19 protein-coding genes and 1 tRNA gene are annotated in these 21,285 nt (G+C 70.8%); 14 read left to right on the top strand and 6 right to left on the bottom strand.

Annotated elements, in window-relative coordinates:
* Window positions 1–147: 147 nt before the first annotated feature.
* The 3 genes from AB0C59_RS16595 to AB0C59_RS16585 form a co-directional block, all read right to left on the bottom strand.
* Window positions 148–759, bottom strand: a complete 612-nt coding sequence (locus tag AB0C59_RS16595) for a hypothetical protein (protein WP_363005031.1) — start codon at window positions 757–759, stop codon at window positions 148–150.
* A gap of 142 nt (window positions 760–901) precedes the next feature.
* Window positions 902–1,291, bottom strand: coding sequence for a DUF6354 family protein (locus AB0C59_RS16590; protein WP_363005029.1), 390 nt, complete (start codon window positions 1,289–1,291; stop codon window positions 902–904).
* 72 nt (window positions 1,292–1,363) lie between these two features.
* The gene (locus AB0C59_RS16585) at window positions 1,364–1,996 is read right to left on the bottom strand and encodes a hypothetical protein (RefSeq protein WP_363005027.1); all 633 of its coding nucleotides are present in this window, start codon (window positions 1,994–1,996) and stop codon (window positions 1,364–1,366) included.
* A 280-nt stretch (window positions 1,997–2,276) separates the two neighbouring features.
* On the opposite strand from AB0C59_RS16585, the gene AB0C59_RS16580 reads away from it, so the two are divergent.
* The 7 genes from AB0C59_RS16580 to AB0C59_RS16550 all read left to right on the top strand — a co-directional run bounded on the left by AB0C59_RS16580 (window position 2,277) and on the right by AB0C59_RS16550 (window position 9,611).
* Window positions 2,277–4,802: an XRE family transcriptional regulator gene (locus AB0C59_RS16580; RefSeq protein WP_363005025.1), complete on the top strand. Its 2,526-nt coding sequence runs from the start codon at window positions 2,277–2,279 to the stop codon at window positions 4,800–4,802.
* A 21-nt stretch (window positions 4,803–4,823) separates the two neighbouring features.
* The gene (locus AB0C59_RS16575) at window positions 4,824–5,402 is read left to right on the top strand and encodes a hypothetical protein (RefSeq protein WP_030578356.1); all 579 of its coding nucleotides are present in this window, start codon (window positions 4,824–4,826) and stop codon (window positions 5,400–5,402) included.
* Between the two features lie 37 nt (window positions 5,403–5,439).
* Window positions 5,440–7,854, top strand: coding sequence for a Helicase associated domain protein (locus AB0C59_RS16570; RefSeq protein ID WP_363005023.1), 2,415 nt, complete (start codon window positions 5,440–5,442; stop codon window positions 7,852–7,854).
* 128 nt (window positions 7,855–7,982) lie between these two features.
* A complete protein-coding gene (locus AB0C59_RS16565) occupies window positions 7,983–8,657 on the top strand; it encodes a hypothetical protein (RefSeq protein ID WP_363005021.1) in 675 nt (224 codons plus the stop codon).
* 134 nt (window positions 8,658–8,791) lie between these two features.
* Window positions 8,792–9,073 (top strand): HU family DNA-binding protein, encoded by a 282-nt coding sequence (locus AB0C59_RS16560; RefSeq protein ID WP_363005019.1) that lies wholly within the window; start codon window positions 8,792–8,794, stop codon window positions 9,071–9,073.
* A 201-nt stretch (window positions 9,074–9,274) separates the two neighbouring features.
* Window positions 9,275–9,481, top strand: a complete 207-nt coding sequence (locus AB0C59_RS16555) for a cold-shock protein (protein WP_030578348.1) — start codon at window positions 9,275–9,277, stop codon at window positions 9,479–9,481.
* A 56-nt stretch (window positions 9,482–9,537) separates the two neighbouring features.
* Window positions 9,538–9,611 (top strand) — tRNA-Met (locus AB0C59_RS16550).
* A 125-nt stretch (window positions 9,612–9,736) separates the two neighbouring features.
* Here AB0C59_RS16550 and AB0C59_RS16545 read toward each other — a convergent pair.
* Window positions 9,737–10,015 (bottom strand): hypothetical protein, encoded by a 279-nt coding sequence (locus AB0C59_RS16545; RefSeq protein WP_363005016.1) that lies wholly within the window; start codon window positions 10,013–10,015, stop codon window positions 9,737–9,739.
* A 415-nt stretch (window positions 10,016–10,430) separates the two neighbouring features.
* On the opposite strand from AB0C59_RS16545, the gene AB0C59_RS16540 reads away from it, so the two are divergent.
* Window positions 10,431–11,981 carry a serine/threonine-protein kinase gene (locus AB0C59_RS16540; protein ID WP_363005014.1) on the top strand — a complete coding sequence of 517 codons (1,551 nt, stop codon included), beginning with the start codon at window positions 10,431–10,433 and terminating at the stop codon, window positions 11,979–11,981.
* On the opposite strand, the gene AB0C59_RS16535 is transcribed toward AB0C59_RS16540, so the two are convergent.
* A complete protein-coding gene (locus tag AB0C59_RS16535) occupies window positions 11,930–12,922 on the bottom strand; it encodes a hypothetical protein (RefSeq protein WP_363005012.1) in 993 nt (330 codons plus the stop codon). The two genes, AB0C59_RS16540 and AB0C59_RS16535, sit on opposite strands and share 52 nt — an antisense overlap.
* Before the next feature lie 363 nt (window positions 12,923–13,285).
* Here AB0C59_RS16535 and AB0C59_RS16530 point away from each other — a divergent pair, with 363 nt between their 5' ends.
* From AB0C59_RS16530 to AB0C59_RS16520, 3 genes are all read left to right on the top strand, one after another.
* Complete coding sequence (locus tag AB0C59_RS16530; RefSeq protein ID WP_363005010.1) at window positions 13,286–13,984, top strand: hypothetical protein; 699 nt, start codon at window positions 13,286–13,288, stop codon at window positions 13,982–13,984.
* A 184-nt stretch (window positions 13,985–14,168) separates the two neighbouring features.
* Window positions 14,169–14,321 (top strand): hypothetical protein, encoded by a 153-nt coding sequence (locus tag AB0C59_RS16525; protein ID WP_363005008.1) that lies wholly within the window; start codon window positions 14,169–14,171, stop codon window positions 14,319–14,321.
* Between the two features lie 393 nt (window positions 14,322–14,714).
* Window positions 14,715–16,241, top strand: coding sequence for a hypothetical protein (locus AB0C59_RS16520; RefSeq protein ID WP_363005006.1), 1,527 nt, complete (start codon window positions 14,715–14,717; stop codon window positions 16,239–16,241).
* Between the two features lie 60 nt (window positions 16,242–16,301).
* Here AB0C59_RS16520 and AB0C59_RS16515 read toward each other — a convergent pair whose 3' ends face one another.
* Window positions 16,302–17,279 carry a hypothetical protein gene (locus AB0C59_RS16515; protein ID WP_363005004.1) on the bottom strand — a complete coding sequence of 326 codons (978 nt, stop codon included), beginning with the start codon at window positions 17,277–17,279 and terminating at the stop codon, window positions 16,302–16,304.
* Between the two features lie 339 nt (window positions 17,280–17,618).
* Here AB0C59_RS16515 and AB0C59_RS16510 point away from each other — a divergent pair, with 339 nt between their 5' ends.
* From AB0C59_RS16510 to AB0C59_RS16500, 3 genes are read left to right on the top strand one after another with little or no spacing between them, the layout of a single operon-like run.
* On the top strand, window positions 17,619–18,581 hold the full coding sequence (locus tag AB0C59_RS16510; RefSeq protein WP_363005002.1) for a serine/threonine protein kinase: 963 nt from the start codon (window positions 17,619–17,621) through the stop codon (window positions 18,579–18,581).
* Between the two features lie 47 nt (window positions 18,582–18,628).
* A complete protein-coding gene (locus tag AB0C59_RS16505; RefSeq protein ID WP_363005000.1) occupies window positions 18,629–19,204 on the top strand; it encodes an ABC-three component system middle component 2 in 576 nt (191 codons plus the stop codon).
* A gap of 5 nt (window positions 19,205–19,209) precedes the next feature.
* Window positions 19,210–21,225: a DNA recombination protein RecN gene (locus AB0C59_RS16500; RefSeq protein ID WP_363004998.1), complete on the top strand. Its 2,016-nt coding sequence runs from the start codon at window positions 19,210–19,212 to the stop codon at window positions 21,223–21,225.
* Window positions 21,226–21,285: the final 60 nt, after the last annotated feature.

Below are 21,285 nucleotides of genomic sequence, written 5' to 3'. Positions count from 1 at the left end.
GGTTGCTGTCTTGAGAACCGGTTCACCAAGACGTGTGTCTTCGGCTCAAGTACGCCACGGGAAAGGCGTTGTGGGCTGCGCCACGCGCCAGTGCCGGGCCGCCGGGCGGCCGGAGGCCACGGCACCACATGGCCTGGGGGCCTAGGGCTACGCGACGCCGTCGACGGGGACATGCCCGGAGACGTGCCAGTCCCACAGCTGGTGGGCGCTGTCCAGGCTGGGGCACCAGGTGACCTTGCGTCCGTTGCGGCAGATTTCGCCGGCACCCGGCGCGCACCGGCACACCACCCGGAACTGTCCGGCGCGCGCGGTCACGACCGCCTGCACGATCCGGCCCACGTGCGTGCCGTGGACGACATCCAGACGGATGGCCGCGGCGAGCTGTTCCGCCGTGACCACCTCCAGCCGGTCGACCGAGTCCAGCGCCTGGCAGACACCGCCGTCAGGGAGCGTGTACGACTTCACCGCCACCCACTGCCCGAGCCGGACGACGGCACCGACCACTGCGGCACGCTCCTGCTCGGGATAGCGCTGCATGACCAGGTCGCCCCGACGGATGTGAGGGGCATCCGCCAGACGCTGGAGCGAGCTCACCGAGACCTTCGCGCTGACGCGGCCCTCGAGCCGCGCGGACTCCACAGTCCACACACCCGGCCCGGGCTTCATCAGCTCCCACTCGCCCGGCCGGCCCTCCACCTCCACGATCTCACCGGCACAGAACATCCCGCCGTCGGGCGGAGCGTCGGGGGCCCAGAGCATGGCCTGAGTAGACCTCACCACTTCTTCACAACTTCCTATCCGTGTTCATTCGAGTGACCTCGAAGCCGCGAGCCGTCGGCCCGGCCCGCCTTCTCGGAGGCAGGCCGGGCCGCAACTAGGCAAGCGCGCTTCGCGCGGCCGGTCAGCCTTGGGCCTTCGCCGCCTCGGCGGTGAGCTCTTGGTGCACGCGCAGCGCCGCAGCCGCGTACGCCACGGGCGACGGGTTGGCACCCTGCACGTCCGTCATCGCCGCAAGGAAGCGTGCGTAGAGGGCCTGGTCGGCGTCGTCGACGACGTCCTCGATCAGCTTGAACGCGCTCGTTGCGAAGCGGCGGATGGCCAGCGGACGGGCCTTGCGGCCGGCCGTGCCCTGCCTGTCGCGCTCGACCACACACTCGGCGTGAGTGTCCGTCAGAGCGAGCACGCGCAGCATCCGCTCGCGGTCGACCATGTCGGGGGCCATGTCCTGCCACAGCTGCCCGACCCGGACTGGTCCGACGGCGGAGGAGACGGGGGAGGGGCTGGTACTCATGAGGAACTCCTCAACAGGGGCGAAGGATTGGTGCCGGGCGGCCGCCCGGGGGCAAGCGGAGGATCGGGGGACTCAGGCCGTGGTCCCGGGGACGGGAGCCTTGAGGATGCGGAGGTTCTCCGCCTGGATCTCGGCGCAGAACCGGCAGATGACCACCCACAACGGCATGGACAGCCCGTCGAGCTGGTCATGGAGCAACCGGGCGGCTTCGTGCATGCCGTGCTGCGCGCGGACCACGTCCATCGAGTCCAGGCCGCGCGACCTCCGCTCAAGAGACCGGCCTGCGCCGAGCAGGAGGTCGTGGGCCTCGCGGCTGACCGTCTCCAGCCGCAGCGGATGCGCTGGGGTGAGCCGGGACGGCGGCGGCGGGGCCGGGTCGAAGGCGGTCGGGCGGGCCGCGCTGTAGCGCGTCGCCCACAGCTCGACCATGTAGACCGCGGCGGCCTGCCAGGCCGCTTCGTCGTGCTCGCCGGTGCGCTCCTGGAACGTCGCGATCGCCCGGTCGAGGAGGACCTCGGCGCGCTCCAGTGCCGTGCCGTGGCCGAGGCGGAAGTCTTCCAGGGCCTTGGCGGCCTCGATCACGTGCACCTGGGCCGCGGGGGCGTGATCGGTGAGGCTGCGGCGCATCAGGATGTCGCCTGCCTCCACGACGATCCGCGAGCCTGGCGCGGCGGGCTCCCCTGGTTCGGGGGACAGATAGGGCATGGCTGTCGTACTCCTCAGGTGTCATGTCGGTCGCGGGAGGCGGATCCCGGCGGGCCAGGAGACGGGCAAGTCCCGGCGCGTGCCGTGTCGTTGCGGACAAGGCCGCCTTCTCGTTTCTCCTCCTCCGGGCGGCCCCGGCCAACGCTTAATGACAATACATCTTGAAATCCCATCAGGCAACAACCACAATACATACTGGAATCTCAACAAGGCGCTTGCATCCGCTGGCTCGGGTGCGTTAGATTCGCGTTAGATTTGAACTCTGAGGGTGGAGGTGGAGATGGGGGCCAGTGACCCGGTGACGGCTGTACTCGACCGGATCTCGTTCGACGGTCCGGTGCCGCCACTGCCGGAACCGGCGGAACGGGTCAGGCTCCGGGAGGCGTTCGGCTGGACCGTGACGCAGATGGGCCAGGCCAACGACGTCCGCCGCGAGACGGTGTGGACCTGGGAATCGGACCCGCCCCGCACGCCGCGCGGCGAGAAGGGGCAGCGGTACGCCAGGATCCTCGCCTACTTCGCCGCCGAGCTCGCTCGCGTTGGTGCAGAGGGTGGCTCCGCCACCTTGGAACCCGAGCCCGAAGGCGAACCCGGGTCAGCGCCGGATGCGCTCGCCGCGGAGGCGACTCCTCTCGAGTTCGAGTTCGACATCGAGGACCCTCCCGAGCTCTCCTGGCCGGACACCGAGTCCGCCCCGGCGCGCGCGGATACGGCGGTACCCGAGTTCGACGCGCCCGGCTCCTGGATCGACCTGCCGGAGGGCGTCACCCGGCTGTGCGTCCGCTGCGGGCACCCGACGTCCAGCGTCGTGGACGGCCAGCCCCGCCACGTGTACCTCCAGGCCATGGCCGCCATGGGCATGCCCCGCTGCGGCACCCGGCCCACCACGCAGGCCGAGGCCGCCTCCGCCCCGCGGACCGAGACGACGGCGCCCACGTCCGCCGTTGCCCCTCCCGCCCCCGCGGCGCCGGCGGTCGCCGCACCGGTGGCCACCCCGGCACCGGCCCTCCCCGCTGCCGCCGCACCCGCCGGCCGTCCGCTGGCCGCGACGCGCCGCCCGGGCACCGCTCCGGCCTCCCGCCGTACGAAGCGCACGGCGAAGAAGCCGGCCGTGAAGCCGGTGCCGCCGGAGTACGCCGACGGCCCTTTGGCCGTCCTCGGCATCACCGACGGCGCCCTCACCGCGCACCTCGCTGACGGCCGCACCGTTCCGTGCCCGGCCAAGACCCTCCAGGCCCTGGCCGCGTGGGCGCTGGACAAGCGGAAGATCCGCCTGGGCGCGGCCAAGGTCCACGACAACGGCTTCGACCAGGACCCGCTGATCATCCTCACGGAGGGCGCCGTCGCCCACTTCGGCCTGCCCACCAACCTTGCGGACCAGGAAGACTTCCGCCTGCCGGCCGACCACAAGGCCCTCAAGAGCCTCACCAAGGCCGGATGGGAACTCACCAAGGCGGGGTTCGGCCCGTGGCCGCGGATCTTCAAGCGTCTCGACGGCAAGCGCCACTGCATCCAGCTCTTCCTCACCCCGTGGGGCGCCCTGGAGAGCCGCGTCTGGGGCCCGGCCGGCGAGCTACCCGCGGGCGACCTCGCCAGGATGCTTGGCACCTACGCCCGCCTGGTCATCACCCCCCGCGGCACCGTCGCCGTCACCGGCGAGGAGCTCATGACCTCGCTGCGCCCGCCCACCAAGGCCGAGTGGAGCCAAGACGAGGGCAAGTACGTCTCGGCGAAGGTGCCCCACACACTCCACACCCTCGTCGACCCCGCCCCGTGCGAGGCCCCCGACGAGCATCCCGTCGTCGCCGCCGACTACCCGGAGGAAGGCTCCCGGCGGCCCGCCAGCGAGGCCCTCGACGAGGAGGCGTGCATCTGGGTCCGTCCCGCCGACCTGATCACCGACGCCGAGCGGGCGTGCACCCACGTCGCCGCCCTGGACGTGCAGGTCGCCTTCCTCGCGGCCTGCCGCCGGCTGCACGTCGGCACCGGACCCGCCATCCACTACCCCCGCAACCCCGCCTTCGACCCCGACCTGCCCGGCTCCTGGTACCTCGACCTCTCCCACGTCGAGACCGACCCGCGCCTGCCCAGCCCCTTCACCTCCAGCGGCGAACGCCCCGACGGCCCCGGCTGGTACGCCACCCCCACCGTCGCCTACGCCGTCGAACTCGGCGCCGACGTCCGCCCCATGGAGGCATGGGTCCGTGAGACCCACAGCCCCTACCTCCAGCCCTGGTACGACACGCTGCGCGACGCCTACCTGACCGTGATGGCCGAACTCGGCGTCACCCAGGACCTCGACGACGAAGCCTTCCTCGCGGCCATGGCCGTCTACAAGGACGGCGACCCGCTGCTGGTGACCCTGGCCAACGCGATCAAGGCCACCGCCAAGTCGGGCATCGGCAAGCTGCGCCAGCGCCCCAACATGGGCGTCGACCACGTCTTCGGCGACCCGTGGCCGGCCCTGAAGCGCCTGACGTGGCGGCCCGACATCCGTGCCATGATCCTGTCGAAGGCGCGGACCAACATGCACCGCAAGATGCACAACCTCGCCACCACGGCGGGCCGTTACCCCCTCGCGGTCAACAACGACTGCGTCGTCTACGCCACCGACGGCCTGTCGCCGCTGCCCCTCCTCCTCGGCCCCGACGGCCAGCCGATCCGCGGCGGGTTCCGCCTCGGTGTCAACCCCGGCTCCGTCAAGCACCAGGGCTCCCAGACCATCGGCTGGGCCCTGGACCTGCTCGCCGACGGAGTCAACATCGCCAACGAGATCAAGGACGCCTCGCTCGTCCGCGTGGCCTGAGACCAAGGAAGCTGACTGACCGTGGGACTGATCGAAGACCGCCTGGACGAGGCCGCCGAGACCGCCTACTCCCAGCCGATCCCCAAGACCCTCGGCGCCCGGATCCGTTTCCTGCTCAAGCAGGAGAAGGGCGTCAGCCGTGCTGAGGCCGCCCGCGCGGTCGCCGAGAAGATCGGCAAGTCCCAGCGCACCGTCGAGCGCTACCGCGACGACAAGATCAAGTCCACGAAGCCCGAGACCGCCGCCCTCGTCGAAGCCGAGGTCAAGAAGCTCTGGCAGCCGATCGTGAAGGCGAAGAAGCTCCAGGCCGCCATCACCACCGGCGGCATCAAGGTCGACGTACGCGCCAAGTTCGGGTTCACGTCCCCCAAGGGCACCACCAACGACCCCCGCTACCGCCGCCTCACCCGCCGCCTGGACGCAGCCACCGCCGCCGCCCTCTTCGAGGCCAAGACAGCCGGCGCCTCCGAGGAAGACCTCGCCCAGATCGTCGCCGACGGACTGCGCGACGACTACTTCACCGACGGCGGCACCCGTGCCACCTCCCTACAGCAGGTCGAGCTGACCGGCATCGACCACATCCGCTTCAGCATCACCTGACCGCCGACCGCCCCCGGCTGAGAGGACCGGCCACCCCGTGACCGCGACCATCACCACCCCGCCGCCTCGGATCAGGCTGCGCCCGCACCAGTCCAAGGCCGTCCACGCCGCGCACACCGCGCTGCGCCACACCGCCCGGACCTCCGTCGTGATGGCCTGCGGCACCGGCAAGACGTACGTCGCCGCGCGCACCGCCGCCCGCGTCGCCCCCCAGGGCACCCGGCTGGTGCTCCTGCCCACCCTGGAACTCCTCGCCCAGACCATCGACAACTGGCGCACCGCCGGCATGAACGGCCCGGTCCTGGCCCTGTGCTCCAAGCGCCCCAACACCGCGGGCGAGCCGGTCGCGTTCACCACCGACCCGGCCGTCCTCGCCTCCACCGTCCGCCAGAACCCCGGCCTGACGGTGTTCGCCACCTACCACTCCCTGCACCGCGTCCAAGACGCCCACCACCGCTTCGCCCTCCCCACCTGGTCGCTGATCGCCATCGACGAAGCCCACCGCACCAGCGGTGACCTGGGAAAACGCTGGGCCGCCGTCCACGACGACGAACTGATCCCCGCACACAAGCGGCTCTACCTCACCGCCACCCCCAGGATCTGGTCGGCCGGCGAGCCCGATGACGACGAGGACGACTCGCTCGTCGCATCCATGGACAACCCCGCCCTCTACGGCGACACCTGCTTCCGCCTCCCGCTCGCCGAGGCCATCGACATAGACCTCCTGGCCGACTACCGCGTCGTCGTCATGGAAGTCCACGAGGCCACCATCCGCACCCGGCTTGGCATCTCCGACAAGGCCACCGAAGCCGAACTGCGCCAGGCCGCGCTCCAGATCGCCGTCCTGCGAGCCATGGCCGAGCTCGACCTGCGCCGCGTCGTCTCCTTCCACCACCGCGTCGCCGACGCCCACGCCTTCGCCAGCACCCTCCCCGAGACCGCCGCCCTCCTCCACGCACTCGACGAGACCGGAACCAGCTGCCCCGACCCGGGCGAACTGTGGGCGGCCGGCCTCGACAGCACCATGGACCCCGCCTACCGCCGCGAACTCCTCGACCGCTTCGACGGCCGCCCCGGCGAGTTCCTCGAGCCTGCCCACCGCACCGTGATCGCGAACGCTCGCCTTCTCGGCGAGGGCGTCAACATCCCCAGCATCGACACCGTCGTCTTCGCCGACCCCAAAGAGAGCATCGTCGACACGGTGCAGGCCGTCGGCCGGGCGCTGCGGCAAAAGCCCGGCCAGGGCAAGAAGGCCACCCTCATCGTCCCCGTGTACGTCGCCCCCGGCGAAGACGCCGACGACCTCATGGGCTCGAACCTGTACCGGCCGCTCTGGCGGGTCCTCCAGGCTCTGCGTGCACACGATGACCGCATCGCCGACCGTCTCGCCGTCCCCCAGCAGCCCGCCCACCCGGTCCCGCAAGACGAGGACGAGGAGACCGGCGTGCCCGTGGACGTCGTCTTCGACCGGCCCTTCCCCGCCGACACCATCGCCCAGGCGTTCCGGCTGCGCGTCCTGCACCCCCGCGAGGCGTCCTTCCGCCGCGGCCTGGAAGCCGCCACCGCCTACCAGCAGCACCACGGGCACCTCGACGTCCCCCGGCTCTACGACGACGAGAACGGCTTCGCACTGGGCCGCTGGATCAACCGGGCCCGAAAGGCGTACACGGCCGGCACCCTCAAGCCCGCCCAGATCAAGGCCCTCGAACACCTCGGCATCATCTGGAACCTCCAGACCCAGGCCGCTGAACGCGGACTGCTCCACGCCCGCAACTGGGCCGCCCGCCACGGCCATCTCGCCGCCCCCACCGGCGAGATGGCCGGCGACTTCGCCCTCGGCCGCTGGCTCACCAACCGCCGGGCCGCAGCCCGCACCCGCGCGGACAACGGACTCGAACCCGACCCCACCGACACCGCGCTCACCGAGATCGACCCGTACTGGAACCCGCCGTGGTCGATCACCTGGCAGCGCCTCTACTACACCGCCCGCACCTACGCCGACGCCAGCATCACCCTCGACGACCTCCCCGCCGACTTCATCACCGACGACGACGGACCCCTCGGCGAGTGGGTCCGCGCCCAAAGCGCCGACTACAGCACCCTCCACCCCGACCAGCTCCGGCTCGTGCGCGAACTGGGCATCACCCTGATCGAACCCGCCGAAGACGAACCGCCGCAGCCCACCGGCCGCGCCGCCCGCCAACAGCGGCAGCTCGACCACGGCCTGGCGGCCGTCGCCGCCTTCCGCGCCCGTGAAGGCCACCTCCACATCCGCCAGCGCGACACCGTCACCGTCGACGGCGAGGAGTTCAAGGTCGGCCAGTGGCTCAAGAACCTCCGCAAACGCTGGGACACCCTGCCCCCCGAGCATCTCCAAGCCGTCACCGAAGCCGGACTGACCCCCCACCCACCACAGCCGTCGACCGAGGACACCGCTTCAGCCGGCACCTGACACGGGCGGCCCGGGGGAGACTTGCTCACCGATCCCCGGCTGGGCACCCGTATCCAATCCGGCCGACGGCCGGTTGTCGGCAGTGACGCACTTCGCGTGCTCCTCGCCGACAGACCGGAAAGCCACTGATGACCGACCAGCACCCCGGCACCGGCGACGGCGTACGCACCGCCGCCGCACACCTGGTAGCGGCCTTCACCCACCTCGGAGCCGAGCACAAGGCCCTGACGGCCGAACAGGAACAGCCCGCCAACAAGGACATCAAGAGCACGGTGCGCCGGATGACCGGCGAGATCGGAGAGACAAGCCGCATCCTCGCCCACGCCACCACCGCGCTCGCCACCGTGCACGGGATGCGCACGCTCGGCATCAACGGACAGATGGCCCGCGACGAGACGGGCGCCCCCTACAGCCCGCTCCTCAGCCTCGCCGATCCCGACGAACAGCTGTACGAAGCGCTCAGCCTCGTCCAAGCCGCCGCCCAGCACCTGGGCAGCGCGTACACCCCCACCAGGAAACACCCCGAACTGGCCGACGTTAGGCAGCCCGCGCAGATGCGGACGGTTCTGACCCGCATGCGGGACGCCGTCACCGTACTGTCCGCGGAGCTCGCCGCCCGGGGACGTGGCGAGCCCACCGAGTTCGCCGAGTGCGTCGCCTTCCTCGAGGACCTCGCCAAGCGGACGTGTCCCGGCCTTCCCGCCCAAGCCGGGCCGAGCGCCCAGGAGGTGACCGCCGCGATCCTCGCTGATCCCGGTATCGCCCGCGCGGCCGCCGCGGCGCTCCAGCACGTCCCCGGCTGACGCCAGGCCCGGGCCGTGAGCGACCCGCCGCGGCACCGGGGCGAAGCGTTGTCAGACCCCGGTGACAGGATGGCGGCAGAAGAGCCGTGTCCGCCCAGCGGGCACGGCACCCCGAGCATCACGGAGCACCGCCCATGAATCGCAGTGAGCTGATCGCAGCCCTCGCCGAGCGCGCCGAGGTGACCCGCAAGGACGCCGACGCCGTGCTGGCCGCCCTCGCCGAGACCGTCGGCGACGTCGTCGCCAAGGGCGACGAGAAGGTCACCATCCCCGGCTTCCTGACCTTCGAGCGCACCCACCGTGCCGCTCGCACCGCCCGCAACCCGCAGACCGGCGAGCCGCTCGAGATCCCGGCCGGCTTCAGCGTGAAGGTCTCCGCCGGCACCAAGCTCAAGGAAGCCGCGAAGGGCAAGTAGGCGCCAGCCTCCCGCGGGCAGCGACCCAGCACCGAAGAGCCCGAGGCCCGCTGGGCGGCACAACTTGCACGCCTCACCCGCGCGGGAGCCGGATTGGTGTCCCGCCCACGGGGTAGAACGGACGCCGGACGCCCTTCGATGACGGAGGGCACCACCCACAGACCGACCGGGAACCACCCGGCGATTTCGAAGGACAGACGCATGGCCAGCGGCACCGTGAAGTGGTTCAACGCCGAGAAGGGCTTCGGCTTCATCCAGCAGGACGGCGGTGGACCGGACGTCTTCGCCCACTACTCCAACATCTCCGGCAACGGTTTCCGCGAGCTCCTCGAAGGCGAGCAGGTCACCTTCGACGTGACCCAGGGCCAGAAGGGCCCCCAGGCCGAGAACATCGTCCGCCGCGGCTGACCCCCGGAAAATGAGCGCCGCCCCGCGACGGCCACTGTGTAGAGTGGCGTCACCGACGCGGGGTGGAGCAGCTCGGTAGCTCGCTGGGCTCATAACCCAGAGGTCGCAGGTTCAAATCCTGTCCCCGCTACTGACCGAAGGGCCCGGATCCGTCCGGGCCCTTCGCCGTATCCGAACTCCCACGTACCCGGGGTGCCAACGACCTCCTCGCCTCCTCCTGGCGCAGCTGCCCGGGCCTCTCCCCACAGGCTGGCGTCATTCCGACATCGGCGGAGGCCACAGGAGCCGGGCCCGGCCGTACCGGGCCCGGGCCGCATCCGCGCTCAGACCGTGCGGGCGTCCGATCTGCTCCCAGGTGGCGCCGACCTCTCGATCCGCGATCACCGCGCACCGCACCAGCTCGCTGGTCAGGTGACGGAAGTCTGCGGCCGCGGCGCTGTGCAGTCCCGCGTCGGCCCGCTCGTTGCCGACCGCGTCGGCCACCAGCAGCTCCAGGGCCTCGCACCGAGCCCGGATCTCGCGCGAGATCTGCACCAGAGCGATCCGTGCCCGGAGGGCAGCTGCCGCGCGCCGCCGCTCCCGGTACGCCTCTTGCCGGCAGGAACGCGGACGAGGGCAGTACCGGCGCCGCCGCCCGCCGGGCAGTCCCGCACCGCACCACCCACATCTGTCGTCCATATCCGAAGCATCTCCCCGGAACTCGATGACAGCATCTGAAGCCGCCGCCGTCCGGCGATACCGGTGCTGCCCGCCCAACCGCCTCACCACACGGCACTGACCTGCTAAGACGTCCATGGAACGTCGGTGGGGGCCTCGGGGTCGGCATCGCCTCACGCAGTCCCGGCAAGGCGTTTTCGTATGCTCCGGCGCACTGCGGGCACGCCCTTACTCCGCGGCGCGCCTGGAGCCAGCCGGCCCAGGGCTCGGACACGCAGGGCTGGAGGTCTTGATGCGGGGCACGACGGTCGCCGGCCGGTACCGGCTGAAGGAGCCGATCGGCAGGGGGGGTATGGGCACCGTGTGGCGGGCCGAGGACCTCCACGAGCACCACGACATCGCCCTCAAGATCATCCCGGTGGGGGAGGGGGACCCGGTGCGGGAAGCGGCCTTCCGCCGCGAGGCGCAGGTCGCCGCGCGCCTGTCCCACCCGAACGTCGTCGCCGTCCGCGACCATGGCGCCGCCAACCTCGACGACCGACGGGTCCTCTTCCTGGCCATGGACCTCGTCGGCGGGCCGCCGCTGAGCACGCTCACCGGCCGCCCGCTCCCCGTCACCCAGGCTTTGACCTGGGCGATCCAGATCAGCCGGGCCCTGGAGTCGGCCCACCATCGCGGCATCGTCCACCGCGACCTCAAGCCGTCCAACATCCTCCTCGACGACGCTGACGGAACCGCGAGGCTGTGCGACTTCGGCATCGCCCGTCTGGCCGACACCACCCACCACACCCTGACCGTGACCGGCGTCGCCATCGGCACCCCCGCCTACATGTCGCCCGAGCAGGCCCGCGGCGACACCACCCTGGGCGCGCCCAGTGACCTGTACTCGCTCGGCTGCCTCCTCCACGAGCTCCTCGCCGGCAGCGTCCCCTTCACCGGCACGGGATGGCAGGTCCTCAACCAGCACCTCAACACCGCGCCGACCCCGCTGTCCGCCCTGCGCCCCGGCGCCCCCCGCGAGCTCGAGGAGCTGGTCCTGGAGCTCCTCGACAAGGACCCCGACCGCAGGCCGACCGCGGCCGACACCCGCACCCGCCTCACCCAGCTTCACGCGGCCCTGGCCGCCATCGCTGACGCACCCACAGCCGTGCCGACCCAGCAGCTGCCCACGCCCACCCCCGTCGTAGCCGTCCCCGACACCGCGGCCCAGGAATGCAGCGGCCCGAGGGCGGGCCGCACGGCCCTCCACGCGGGGGCTGTCACCGCTGCCGCGATCGCCGGTGAGCTCTCCCTGACCACAGCGCTCCCGACCACCTGGTCGGTCGCCCTCGGCAGCGCCGCCGGGCTGCTGCTCGCGGGCGTCTACTGCCTCGACCCGCCCCGGCCACATGCCGCACAAGAATTGCGGATCACGACTGCCGGCCTGCTGACCATGCTGATCCTGACCGGCGGCGCAGTCCTCGCGACGCTCATCGCAGCCCCTTCCCACTGGAAGTCCGCCCTGGCGCTGGCCTTCATGGGTGGGCCCACGCTCGTCGGAGGCGCCACGGGCGTGCGCCGGCTGATCGAGGGTGCCCTTCGGCGGCGTACGGGCTGGAGCGCCGACCTGGCCACCACCGCCGGCGCCCTGCACACGACCATCCTGCTGCTTGCCGCCCATCACGCCGGCTTCTCGGCAGTCGCCCTCGCCCTCGTCGGTGTCGTGCTGTGGCCGGCCGCCGCACTGCTGACTGCAGTGGTCACTCCCGGCCGGGCCGGACATGGAGATTCCGCGGAGGGAGGGAGGACGGCTCAGATCGGGCGGGCGCCGAGCGGGCGGCCCCAGTCGGCGGTCGCGGCGTAGCGGTTGAGGACCTCGGTGATCCGGGGCGCGGCTTCCAGGCTGAGCCCGCCGGCGGTGACGGTGACGCGGTGGCACGGTGGGGGGCGGCCCTCGGGGTTGTAATCGGTGTACTTCCCGTCGTCGTGCCGCATGAGGTCGGGGACGACGTCGACGAGTCCGAAGGCCTGGAGCGCCTGGTGAGTCTCGAAGGCCTCGCGGGTCAGGCCGTAGGCGCCGGCGCGCTCCGCTCCGGTGACGTAGGGCTCCTCGTGCTGGGGGTTCTGGTTGACGTCGAGCCACATCAGGTAGGCGGCGATCTCGCTGGGGGTCAGCAGATGCACCCAGCCGTGGCTGAAGAACTCGGTCGGGATGTCGATGCACGGCTCCTTCGCCGTGGGCACCCGGTAGGTGATGGGGGCGTTGTCCGTGCTCTGGCCGCTGTCGCACAGCAGGCTGAAGTCGCGGAACGGCTGGTACTCGCCGCGGTGGGGCAGGTCGAGCAGGTGCTGGTCGTTGAGGGTCTTGAGAGCCTCGGTGATCTGCCGGAGCTTGTTCGCCTTCGGGCTGGCGACGTAGCCGGTGCCACCCCGGTGGCGGGCGAAGGCGCAGACCAGCCGTTCGAGAGAGAACGGCTGCTCGCGGCCGTGCTCGATGGGGAGGTCGCAGTGCCACTGCCGCCCGGGGGCCGCCTGGCACGCGGCGGCGAACAGCAGCAGCAGGTGCAGTCGGCCGGTGACCCCGCGCGGTGCGATCAGCCGTCCGGCCGGGGGCCGCTTCTCGCGGGGCAGGCCGTTGCGCTCCGTCTCGACCTCGAGGGGAACGGAATGACGGAGATAGGGGCGGCGTACACGGACCACCGCGGGAGCGCGACCTGATGCCGACAGCTCTTCGGCGGCCGCGGAGGCGTCCGCGACCATGCCGCTGCCGGTGAGCGCCGCCAGCGTCTCACGACGGGTCTTCACCGCCTTCGCGGCTACCGCGGCCGCATCCCGCCCGTGCCGGACCACGGCACCCCTCCCGAACTGCATCGTTTTGATAGCTACGGATTGACCTGTATGTTGCGCCTCATCGTCCGCTCCATCGAGAGGTGAGCCGTCATACAGGTCAAGCCGTAGAGCCAGTATACGGAAGCGGACCGGAACCGGGGGTTTCATGGTGTGTACGCGAGCAGCAGGCCCCGACGTAGGTCAGGGACCCGCCCGGCCCGCGGAGCAAGGCGTACCGGGCCCGGAAACGTCTTAGCCCCGGCGACATGATCACGAAGATCAGCGGTCCACCGGGGCTTGTCACCCATGACTATACCCGACTTCTCAGCAGGAGGAACCGTGACGCACGCATCCCCGGCCCCCGCGCCGGGGCCGTGGGTGGAGAACTGGCTCAGCCCCGCCCGGCACAGCATCTACCTGAGCGCAGCCGGCGGCGACCCCGTCCGCGCCCTGGCGCTGTACGAGTGGAACACGGCCCTGACCTGCGCGGTCCTGCGCGACCTGAGCCACTTCGAGATCGCTCTGCGTAACGCGTACGCCGGAGCGCTGGACGCAACCTGGACTGGTGCGACGCACTGGCTCGACGACCCGGCCAGCCCGCTTCGGGCCCCGCTGATCCGTGTCAAGAAGGGCGGCCGGCGCGGCCCGCGGCAGGTCGACATCAACGACAAGACCCGCAGCGCCATCGACAGCGCCCGCAAGCGCTACGGTCGCACGGCCCCGCCGGGAAAGGTCATCGCCGATCTGTCGCTGGGAGTGTGGCGGTACCTGTCCACCTCCGCCCACGAGAAGACGCTGTGGGTGCCCCACCTCCACTTCGCGTTCCCGCCCGGCACCAACCGCGCGACGGTCGACCAGCTCATCGGCGACCTGCACGAGCTGCGCAACCGGGCCGCCCACTGGGAACCGCTGCTGACTGTCCCCGTCGACGTGCGGATGAAGGACCTGCTGACGGTCACCGGCCTGCTGGGTCCCGACCTCGCCGCCTACATCCAGCACTCCAGCCACGTCACCCCGATGCTCGCCCAGCGTCCGTAGCCGTCATCGGCGCGGCGGAAGACTCCTTCGTCTGACGCCGCGCCCCGACCGTGACTCCCGCACTCGTGACCGGTCCGATCCCGACAGCTGGCGGACGATTCCGCCCGAACTCCCGGCCGCGGGCCCGGAGCGGAATCGCCGGGGCCAGGCGTGTCACCGGGCCCCGGTCCGCCGTTACCCGCACATGACCGACGCCACGACCTTCAGCGGCGAGACGATTCCCTGCGCCGTGATCGACCAGCTCCTGGCCACCGCCGACTGCACCACCGGCGTCCGCCCCCTCGCGAACACCACCCTCACCAAAGAAGCGGGCTACAAGTACGGCCTGGCCTACTGACTGTCCGGGGGCCGCGACCTTCTCGACGATGCCCACAGCGCCGGCATCGACAACCTTCTCGGTCACGCGGCGCCAGCAGTCGTGGCCTTCGCGCTGCACCACTCGGTGCACTGCTGCCCGACCGGACGAGCGAGCAGTGGGAGCGGCTCGATGCCGCCGCCATCGCCCTGCACTCCCGGATCTGCGAGGACCTGACCGGAGCGAATGGCACCGGTGAGGATGCATCCCCGCCCCTCGCACCCGAACCTGCGGACTGAACTCCGGACCGCCGGGCGGAGGCGGGCACCGGCTCCCCCAAGCGATCACCGGCGTCGATGTCAGTGGTCGCCCTTATGCTGCGCCGCACAGCGAGGCACGACCCCGCTCACCCTTCACGAGCGGGGAGTTGGACCCATGGCGCGCATCGGCCGACCGCGGAAGGACCCCCACGAGCCGGAAGAGATCATGCGGGCAGCGGGCCTGGAACCGCTGGAGCCCTACCCCGGCAGCTCCGCCCCCTGGCGGTGCCGCCATACGGCGTGCGGGCGGGAGGTCACCCCCCGCCTGAGCAACGTCACCAAGGGACAGCGCGGCTGCGTCTACTGCTCCGGGCGGGCCCGGCTCGACCCCGAGGCCGCAGCCGGCGTCATGCGGGCGGCCGGCCTGGAGCCCCTGGAGCCCTATCCCGGCAGCGACCGGAAGTGGCGGTGCCGCCACGTCGCCTGCGGGCGCGAGGTCACGCCCACCTACGTCCGGATCAACTCGGGTGCCGGGCCCTGCCGGTGGTGCGCGCCGAACGCGCCGGTCGACCCGGACGTCGCCGCGGCCGACATGCGGGCCGCGGGCCTGGAACCCCTCGGCCCGTACCCGGGAGTGGACACGCCGTGGCCCGTCCGCTGCCGGACGTGCGGAGCGCCCGGGGCACCCACGCTGGGCTCCATCCGGCAGGGACAGGGCGGCTGTTACCCCTGTGGCCGGCGCAAGGCCAACGAGTCGATGCGCCACGACGCCGAGACCGCGGCCGCGGTGATGCGGGAAGCGGGCCTGGAGCCGCTGGAGCCGTACCCCGGGACCGCGTTCCCGTGGAAGAGCCGCTGCACCAAGTGCGGGTCCATCGTCTCCCCTCGCCTGGGTTCCCTGACCGGCCAGAGCCGGCGTCCGGCCTGCAAGCGGTGCGCCGACCGGGCCAACGGTGAGGCGCAGCGCCACGACGAGGACCTGGCCGTCGCCGAGATGCGCGAACACGGATTCGAACCCCAGGAACCGTACCGCGGGGTCAAGTACCCCTGGCGGTGCCTGTGCCACGGCTGCGGCACCATCACCTCGCCGACCTTCGGATCCATCCTCGCCGGCCAGAGCGGATGCCGGCGCTGCGCCGACCTCCGCGCCGGCGCCGCCCGACGGGAAGACCCCGAGCGCGCCGCCGCCTCCATGCGAGAGGCCGGCCTCGAGCCCCTGGAGCCCTACACCACGACCATGACGCCCTGGCGCTGCCGCTGCACCACCTGCGGCCGCACCTCGCCCCCCACCCTGGCCAAGATCCGCAGCGGCCGCAGATGCAAGTACTGCGCCCGCTTCGGCTTCGACCGCGCCGCGCCCGCCCGCGTCTACGTCGTCACCCACGCACAGCACGGTGCGGTCAAGATCGGCGTCGCCGGCGCCCTTCAGCGCAACGACCGCATCGCCCAGCACCGCCGCCTCGGATGGACCCTGTTCTACGAACACCACGTGCCCACCGGCGACGACGCCCTGGCCGTGGAGCAGACGATCCTGCGGCGCCTGCGCGCCGCCGGGCACGGCGTCTTCCTCACCGCCGTCCAGATGCCCAACGGCTGGACCGAGACGTTCGACGCAGCCCGCGTCACGGCCGCCCAGCTTCGGGACGCGATCCGAGAACACCAGCCCACGCCGGCCCCTCCCGAGCCGCTGACCCTGTTCTAGCGGCCCAGCCGGGCCGGGGAGCAAGCCAACCTCGGCGGGTCGGGGCGGTGATGGGGCGGGCTATGCGGCGCCCTGGAGGGGGAGGGCCGCCGCGGCGGCCAGCTTGGCGGACTCCAGCGCCTTGGTGAACGTCGAGGCGACTACGGCGGCCTCGTCGGTCAGCGCCTCGATCTCGGCGACCGCCAGGTCGTCGACCGTGGTGCGGGCAAGAAGGTCGAGGAGTTCGTCGCTGCCCGCGTCCAGCCGCTCGATCTCCCGTACCTCGGCGTAGCGGGCGTCGGCCTCGGCGACCTGCGAGGCGTAGGCCTCCAGCGCCGCCACCCGCCGCTCGATGCCGTGCAGGCTCGTCGCGAGCACACGCCGGCGAGAGGCGAGCAGCTCGGCCACCGCGGCGTTGTCCGTCTCCTGCGGCGCCCTGTGACCCTTGCGGGCCACGCGGCTGTAGTTCCGCAGGTCTTGGGCGATCGCCCACTCCTGACGGGGGAATGCCGCCTCGTTGCGCTGGGCGTCGAGCCACCTCTCGCGGTGCACCCTGGAGTCGAGCACGGCCGTCATCGCCTGCCGCGCACGTGCCAGAAGTTCCTGGGCCTCAGCGGTCAGGTTCCTCGGATGAACGAGGTGCTGCTGGACGGCGGCGAGCCGGCGCAGCTGCCCGTTGTAGAGCGCCCGATCGGCGATCAGACCGGCGCAGAGCACGGCCACGACGCCGGCGGCCAGCGGCCACACGGACAGCAGCGTGTGCGCCATGTCGACGGCCTCCTGCAGCTTCCGGTCCAGCGTGCCGACGAGGCTGGAGGAGTCGGCGGCGGGATCCACGATCTCAAGGCCACCGGTCCACCACCACACCACACCGGCAACCGCGACTCCCGCTCCGCCGCGCGCAAGAAGGGGGACGGCCGCCCACAGCGGGTTGGCCGGGCGGCCCACGTACCGGCCAGGGTCCTCAAGAGCCTGCCGCAGGACCTTCCGAGTGGCGTCCGAGAGCTCCGCATCCGGGTCAAGGACCGGGCGCGTCGCGCTGTCCGCGGACTCCGTCACCGCTTCCTCCCCTTGTACGACCACAGGCCGCTCGGCCCTGCTCCACCTGTCCCGGCGGTGACCGCGCTGTCGCGGGCCGACACCTGGGTCCGCGCCACGGTACGTGATCGCCTTCCGGCGCCAAGGCGATTGGACCCAGTGGACTGCCGCTGTCTCTGAGCGCCAGCCCCATCCACCGTGCCACTGCCGGGATACTGCCGACCGCAAGCACCTTGATCGCATGATTCCGTAACACGTACGCTGACGGCCGTTACTGTGTGTGGCGCAGAGTGAACAGTCCGCTGAACGCGGTTCGCTCGGGTTGCCTGCGGGATGCGGGGGTGCAGGTTGGACAACTCCATGCCGGTGGCAGCTGGTGTTCCGCCCATCCATTTCGGAGTGCACGAACTGAGGACCGGAAGCGCGGACGGGGCACGGGCCGACTTCGAGAAGATGCTCGCGCAGCTCGCCAGTGCGACCAATCCGAACGTCCGGATGATCGCCGCGAATCCGGGCGACTGGGGAATCGACGCTTTCGCCGGTGACCTCGGCGGTGCCATCACGGTCTGGCAGTCCAAGTACTTCATGCCGAAGACCACAACCAGCCAGTCGCAGCAGATTCGCGAGTCCCTCGCGAACGGGCTGAAAGCCGCAGCGGCCAACGGTCACACCATCACGCTCTGGATCCTGTGCATCCCCTCCAGCATGGACGGGCCGGCAGCCCAATGGTGGGATGGCTGGAAGAAGCGGCAGGAGAAGGCGCATGGCCTCGTCATCGAACTGTGGGACGAGACCACGCTCATGAAGAAGCTGCTGAGCCCCGAAGGTGACCAGGTACGCCGTGCCTATTACGAACCCTTCACGGCGCCCGCCGCCCCCACCCAGGAGCAGATACGCCTCGTGCTGGACGTGGAGGAGGACAAGGCGGCGGCGCTCGACTCGGCTCTATTCGTGCGCCAGATGACCGAGGCCGGCCACGTCGAACTGGACTCGGCGAAACGGCAGTTCTTCAACGCCGACCTGGTGGCGCGCGAAGTCGCGCACAAGGGCGTGCCAGCTGAGGTTGCCGCACTGAGCTCTGCTGACGCCACCCTTCACGGGGTGTGGGAGATGCAGTTCAACGAGTGCTCGGCCGAGGGCACCCTCGCTGCTCTGCACGGCCGGGTATGGCGCGAGGTGCGCGGCGAGCACGACAAACTGCCCAAAGTGCTGCGTCTGGAGGTGACGCACAGCTGGGGTCTGGTCCACCGGCTGGTCGACAACCGTCGGGCAGGGTGGGTCGCACACTGGCGGCAGATCGCGAGCGGTCATGCCGACGACTGAGGTTTCGCGTCTGTCCGTACCGCTCGACCACTGATGAGGAGCATGCCGTGCAAGCAGACCGGCCGGTTGTGATGCCCGAGGACGAGGTACCTTTCCGTCTCGCTCAACTGCTGCTGCTCCTTGACGCCGTCGCCGCGCAGGACGCAAACGGGGCGACCCTGGAACGCATCGGGTACTACGACTTCCTGTCCGCGAACCCCTTCCTCGTAGTTCCCTCCGAGGGCCGGGACGCGAGCCTCCTCCGGCTGGCCGGATTCGACCCGCAGGTCCTTGCCTACGCGTCCTCTTCACAGCGATTCACGAGCCGGCGAGAACGGATCCAGCACGACTTGGCGCTCCTGGTGGCCTATGGGTGCTGCCAGGTCCGAAATCGCAACGGCTCCCTCACCTACTCGATCACAGAGGCCGGTCAGCACCTCGGCGGGCAGTTCACCGCCACCTACGCCACCTCCTTTGCTACCGCCGCCGACATCGTCGTCCGCCAGCTCCGCAAACTCAGCGACAAAAGGCTGCGCGAGCAGACCGCACAGTGGCTCAGGCCGGACGGACCCGACGGACCCGCAGCTGCCCTCATGAGCGTCCTGGGGCCAGGCCCGTTGCTGGAAACGTCCTGGGAGGGATGATCACCATGGAGCCGCTTCCCGGCATCCGGATCCGCCGTCTGCGCCTGGTCGGCATGGAGCGGTCCTACGACGTCGATTTCACCGCCGAACAACGGGTACGGAACCTCTCCGTCATCGCCGGGGCATTCAGCTCCGGCAAAACAGCGGTCCTGGAATTCATCGCCTACGGGCTCGGCGCGAAACGGCACCCCCGCCACCAGGAGGTGCTGCGAAGGGTCCGTTCATGCCTCCTAGAGGTCGAGCTCTCCGGCGAGCCGCACGTGATCGAGCGGTCGGTCGGAGAGCCCTCGAAGGTCGCCTTCGTACGCCGCGGAACGCTCGACAGCAAGCCCACCTCCAGGGCCGAGAGCAGGCCCATCGACCCGCCCGGGGCACCGGAGAGCCTGTCCTCCCTCCTCCTGAGTCACTGCAAGCTCGAAGGCGTCCAGCTACGCGAAGCGCCCACCAACAGCGAATCCCGCACGGACCCGCTCAGCTTCCGCGACTTGATGTGGCTCGCCTTCCTGCCCAACGAACGCGTCGCGGACAAGAACTTCCTGTTCGAGAACGACTACATGCGCAAGCACAAACTGCGGCAGGTCGTCGACGTCGCCTTCGGGGTCCATGACGACCGCGCCGTCGAACTCGGCCAGCGCATCCAGGAACTCGGCGGCCGGCTCAACCGCGCCAAAGCCGAACTCGCAGCAGCCCGTACCTTCGTCGTGGAGCAGGCTCCCACCGCACTGGACGGTGAACCCACACCTGCCGTCCACGAACAGGAGCTGGCTGACATCACGAGCCAGCTCACGGAGTTGGACCGCCGGGCGCAGGCGGGAACGGAATTCGCGGCCGAGCTGCGCCACCAGCACAAAGAGGCGGCCCAGGCTTCTCACCGGGCGGCAGCGGTCCTGCGGGACTGTGAAACACAGCTCCAACGCCTGATGCCTCTCCGCGCACAGTACGCCGACGATCTCCTCAAGCTCGGCATGCTCGGCGAGGCACAGCAGATCTTCGACCCCCTGAGCGTCACCACCTGCCCCGCCTGCCTGAACCGGCTGTCGGCTCCCCCCACCGCCGACAACGGACGCTGCAGCCTCTGCCGCCACGAACTGACAGCAGCGGAAGGGACGTTGGTCCTGGGTGCTGCCGACACCGGCAGCCAGGCCGGAGACAACCGGGTGGACGTCGCAGCCGAGACCCGGTCCACCAAGGCCCGCCTCAAGGAGATCACCACCTACATCGACGAGCTCGGCGCCTCGCTCGTCACACTCAAACTCCGGGCGGAAGAGGCGGCCGTCCGGGAAGAGGAAGCCGCTGCCGCGCTGGACGCCGCGACGTCGCCCTCAGTCTCACCGTTCCTTGCAGCCCGCGACGACCTCCACCGAAGGCGCGAACAGGTCCTGCGCCAACTCGAACAGGCCGAGAGCGCGGTCAAACTCCGCGAAGGACTTGCCAAACGGGCCGACGCCGTGGAACGCCACGAAGCCCAGATCGCCCGTCTCCGCGAGGAACTCGCACGACTCGGAGACGCCTCCCACGACCGCGATCGGGTCATCGCCAAGATCAGCGGCCGATACGGCGAGCTCCTGCGAGCCTGGCGCTACCCCAAGGTCAGTACGCCCTTCATCAAGACCGACCTCACCCCCTTCGTGCGCGGTGAGCCGTACCAGGAAGCCTCCTCCGGCGCCCGCACCCTGCTCACCCTCGCCTGGCAGCTGGCCGTATTCGAAATCGCCGTCGAAGCAGGGGCCGCACACCCGGGATTCCTCATGATCGACAGCCCCCAGAAAAACCTCGGCCACGGCGGCACCCTCGATGCCGTGATCGCGGACGCCGTCGCCATCGACGACTTCTACCACCACCTCTCCCTCTGGCTCGCAGAGCGCGGTAGCCGAGCACAGCTCATCGTCGCCGACAACAGCCCGCCACCGCTGGTGGAAGGCAGCGTGGTGGTGCGCTACAGCCGCAACGAGGACCGTCCGCCGTACGGGCTGATCGAGGACGAAACCAGTGCGGACGAGGAGGCAGAAGCCGACGCGTGAAACGCCCTCCCAAACAGGGGTCCTTTCCTCGATAACTGGCTGTGACCGATGGCTCGCGCG

The organism is Streptomyces sp. NPDC048664 (assembly GCF_040650555.1).
Lineage (GTDB): Bacteria > Actinomycetota > Actinomycetes > Streptomycetales > Streptomycetaceae > Streptomyces.
The sequence above is the reverse complement of the archived record's forward strand: the minus strand, read 5'-3'. Positions and strand labels throughout refer to the sequence as shown.

Excerpts from the sequence above, each read along its gene's own strand:
- AB0C59_RS16595 (WP_363005031.1), bottom strand. The coding sequence starts at position 759 with ATGCTCTGGGCCCCCGACGCTCCGCCCGACGGCGGGATGTTCTGTGCC.
- AB0C59_RS16590 (WP_363005029.1), bottom strand. The coding sequence starts at position 1,291 with ATGAGTACCAGCCCCTCCCCCGTCTCCTCCGCCGTCGGACCAGTCCGG.
- AB0C59_RS16585 (WP_363005027.1), bottom strand. The coding sequence starts at position 1,996 with ATGCCCTATCTGTCCCCCGAACCAGGGGAGCCCGCCGCGCCAGGCTCG.
- AB0C59_RS16580 (WP_363005025.1), top strand. The coding sequence starts at position 2,277 with ATGGGGGCCAGTGACCCGGTGACGGCTGTACTCGACCGGATCTCGTTC.
- AB0C59_RS16565 (WP_363005021.1), top strand. The coding sequence starts at position 7,983 with ATGACCGACCAGCACCCCGGCACCGGCGACGGCGTACGCACCGCCGCC.
- AB0C59_RS16560 (WP_363005019.1), top strand. The coding sequence starts at position 8,792 with ATGAATCGCAGTGAGCTGATCGCAGCCCTCGCCGAGCGCGCCGAGGTG.
- AB0C59_RS16555 (WP_030578348.1), top strand. The coding sequence starts at position 9,275 with ATGGCCAGCGGCACCGTGAAGTGGTTCAACGCCGAGAAGGGCTTCGGC.
- AB0C59_RS16540 (WP_363005014.1), top strand. The coding sequence starts at position 10,431 with ATGCGGGGCACGACGGTCGCCGGCCGGTACCGGCTGAAGGAGCCGATC.
- AB0C59_RS16525 (WP_363005008.1), top strand. The coding sequence starts at position 14,169 with ATGACCGACGCCACGACCTTCAGCGGCGAGACGATTCCCTGCGCCGTG.
- AB0C59_RS16520 (WP_363005006.1), top strand. The coding sequence starts at position 14,715 with ATGGCGCGCATCGGCCGACCGCGGAAGGACCCCCACGAGCCGGAAGAG.
- AB0C59_RS16510 (WP_363005002.1), top strand. The coding sequence starts at position 17,619 with ATGCCGGTGGCAGCTGGTGTTCCGCCCATCCATTTCGGAGTGCACGAA.
- AB0C59_RS16500 (WP_363004998.1), top strand. The coding sequence starts at position 19,210 with ATGGAGCCGCTTCCCGGCATCCGGATCCGCCGTCTGCGCCTGGTCGGC.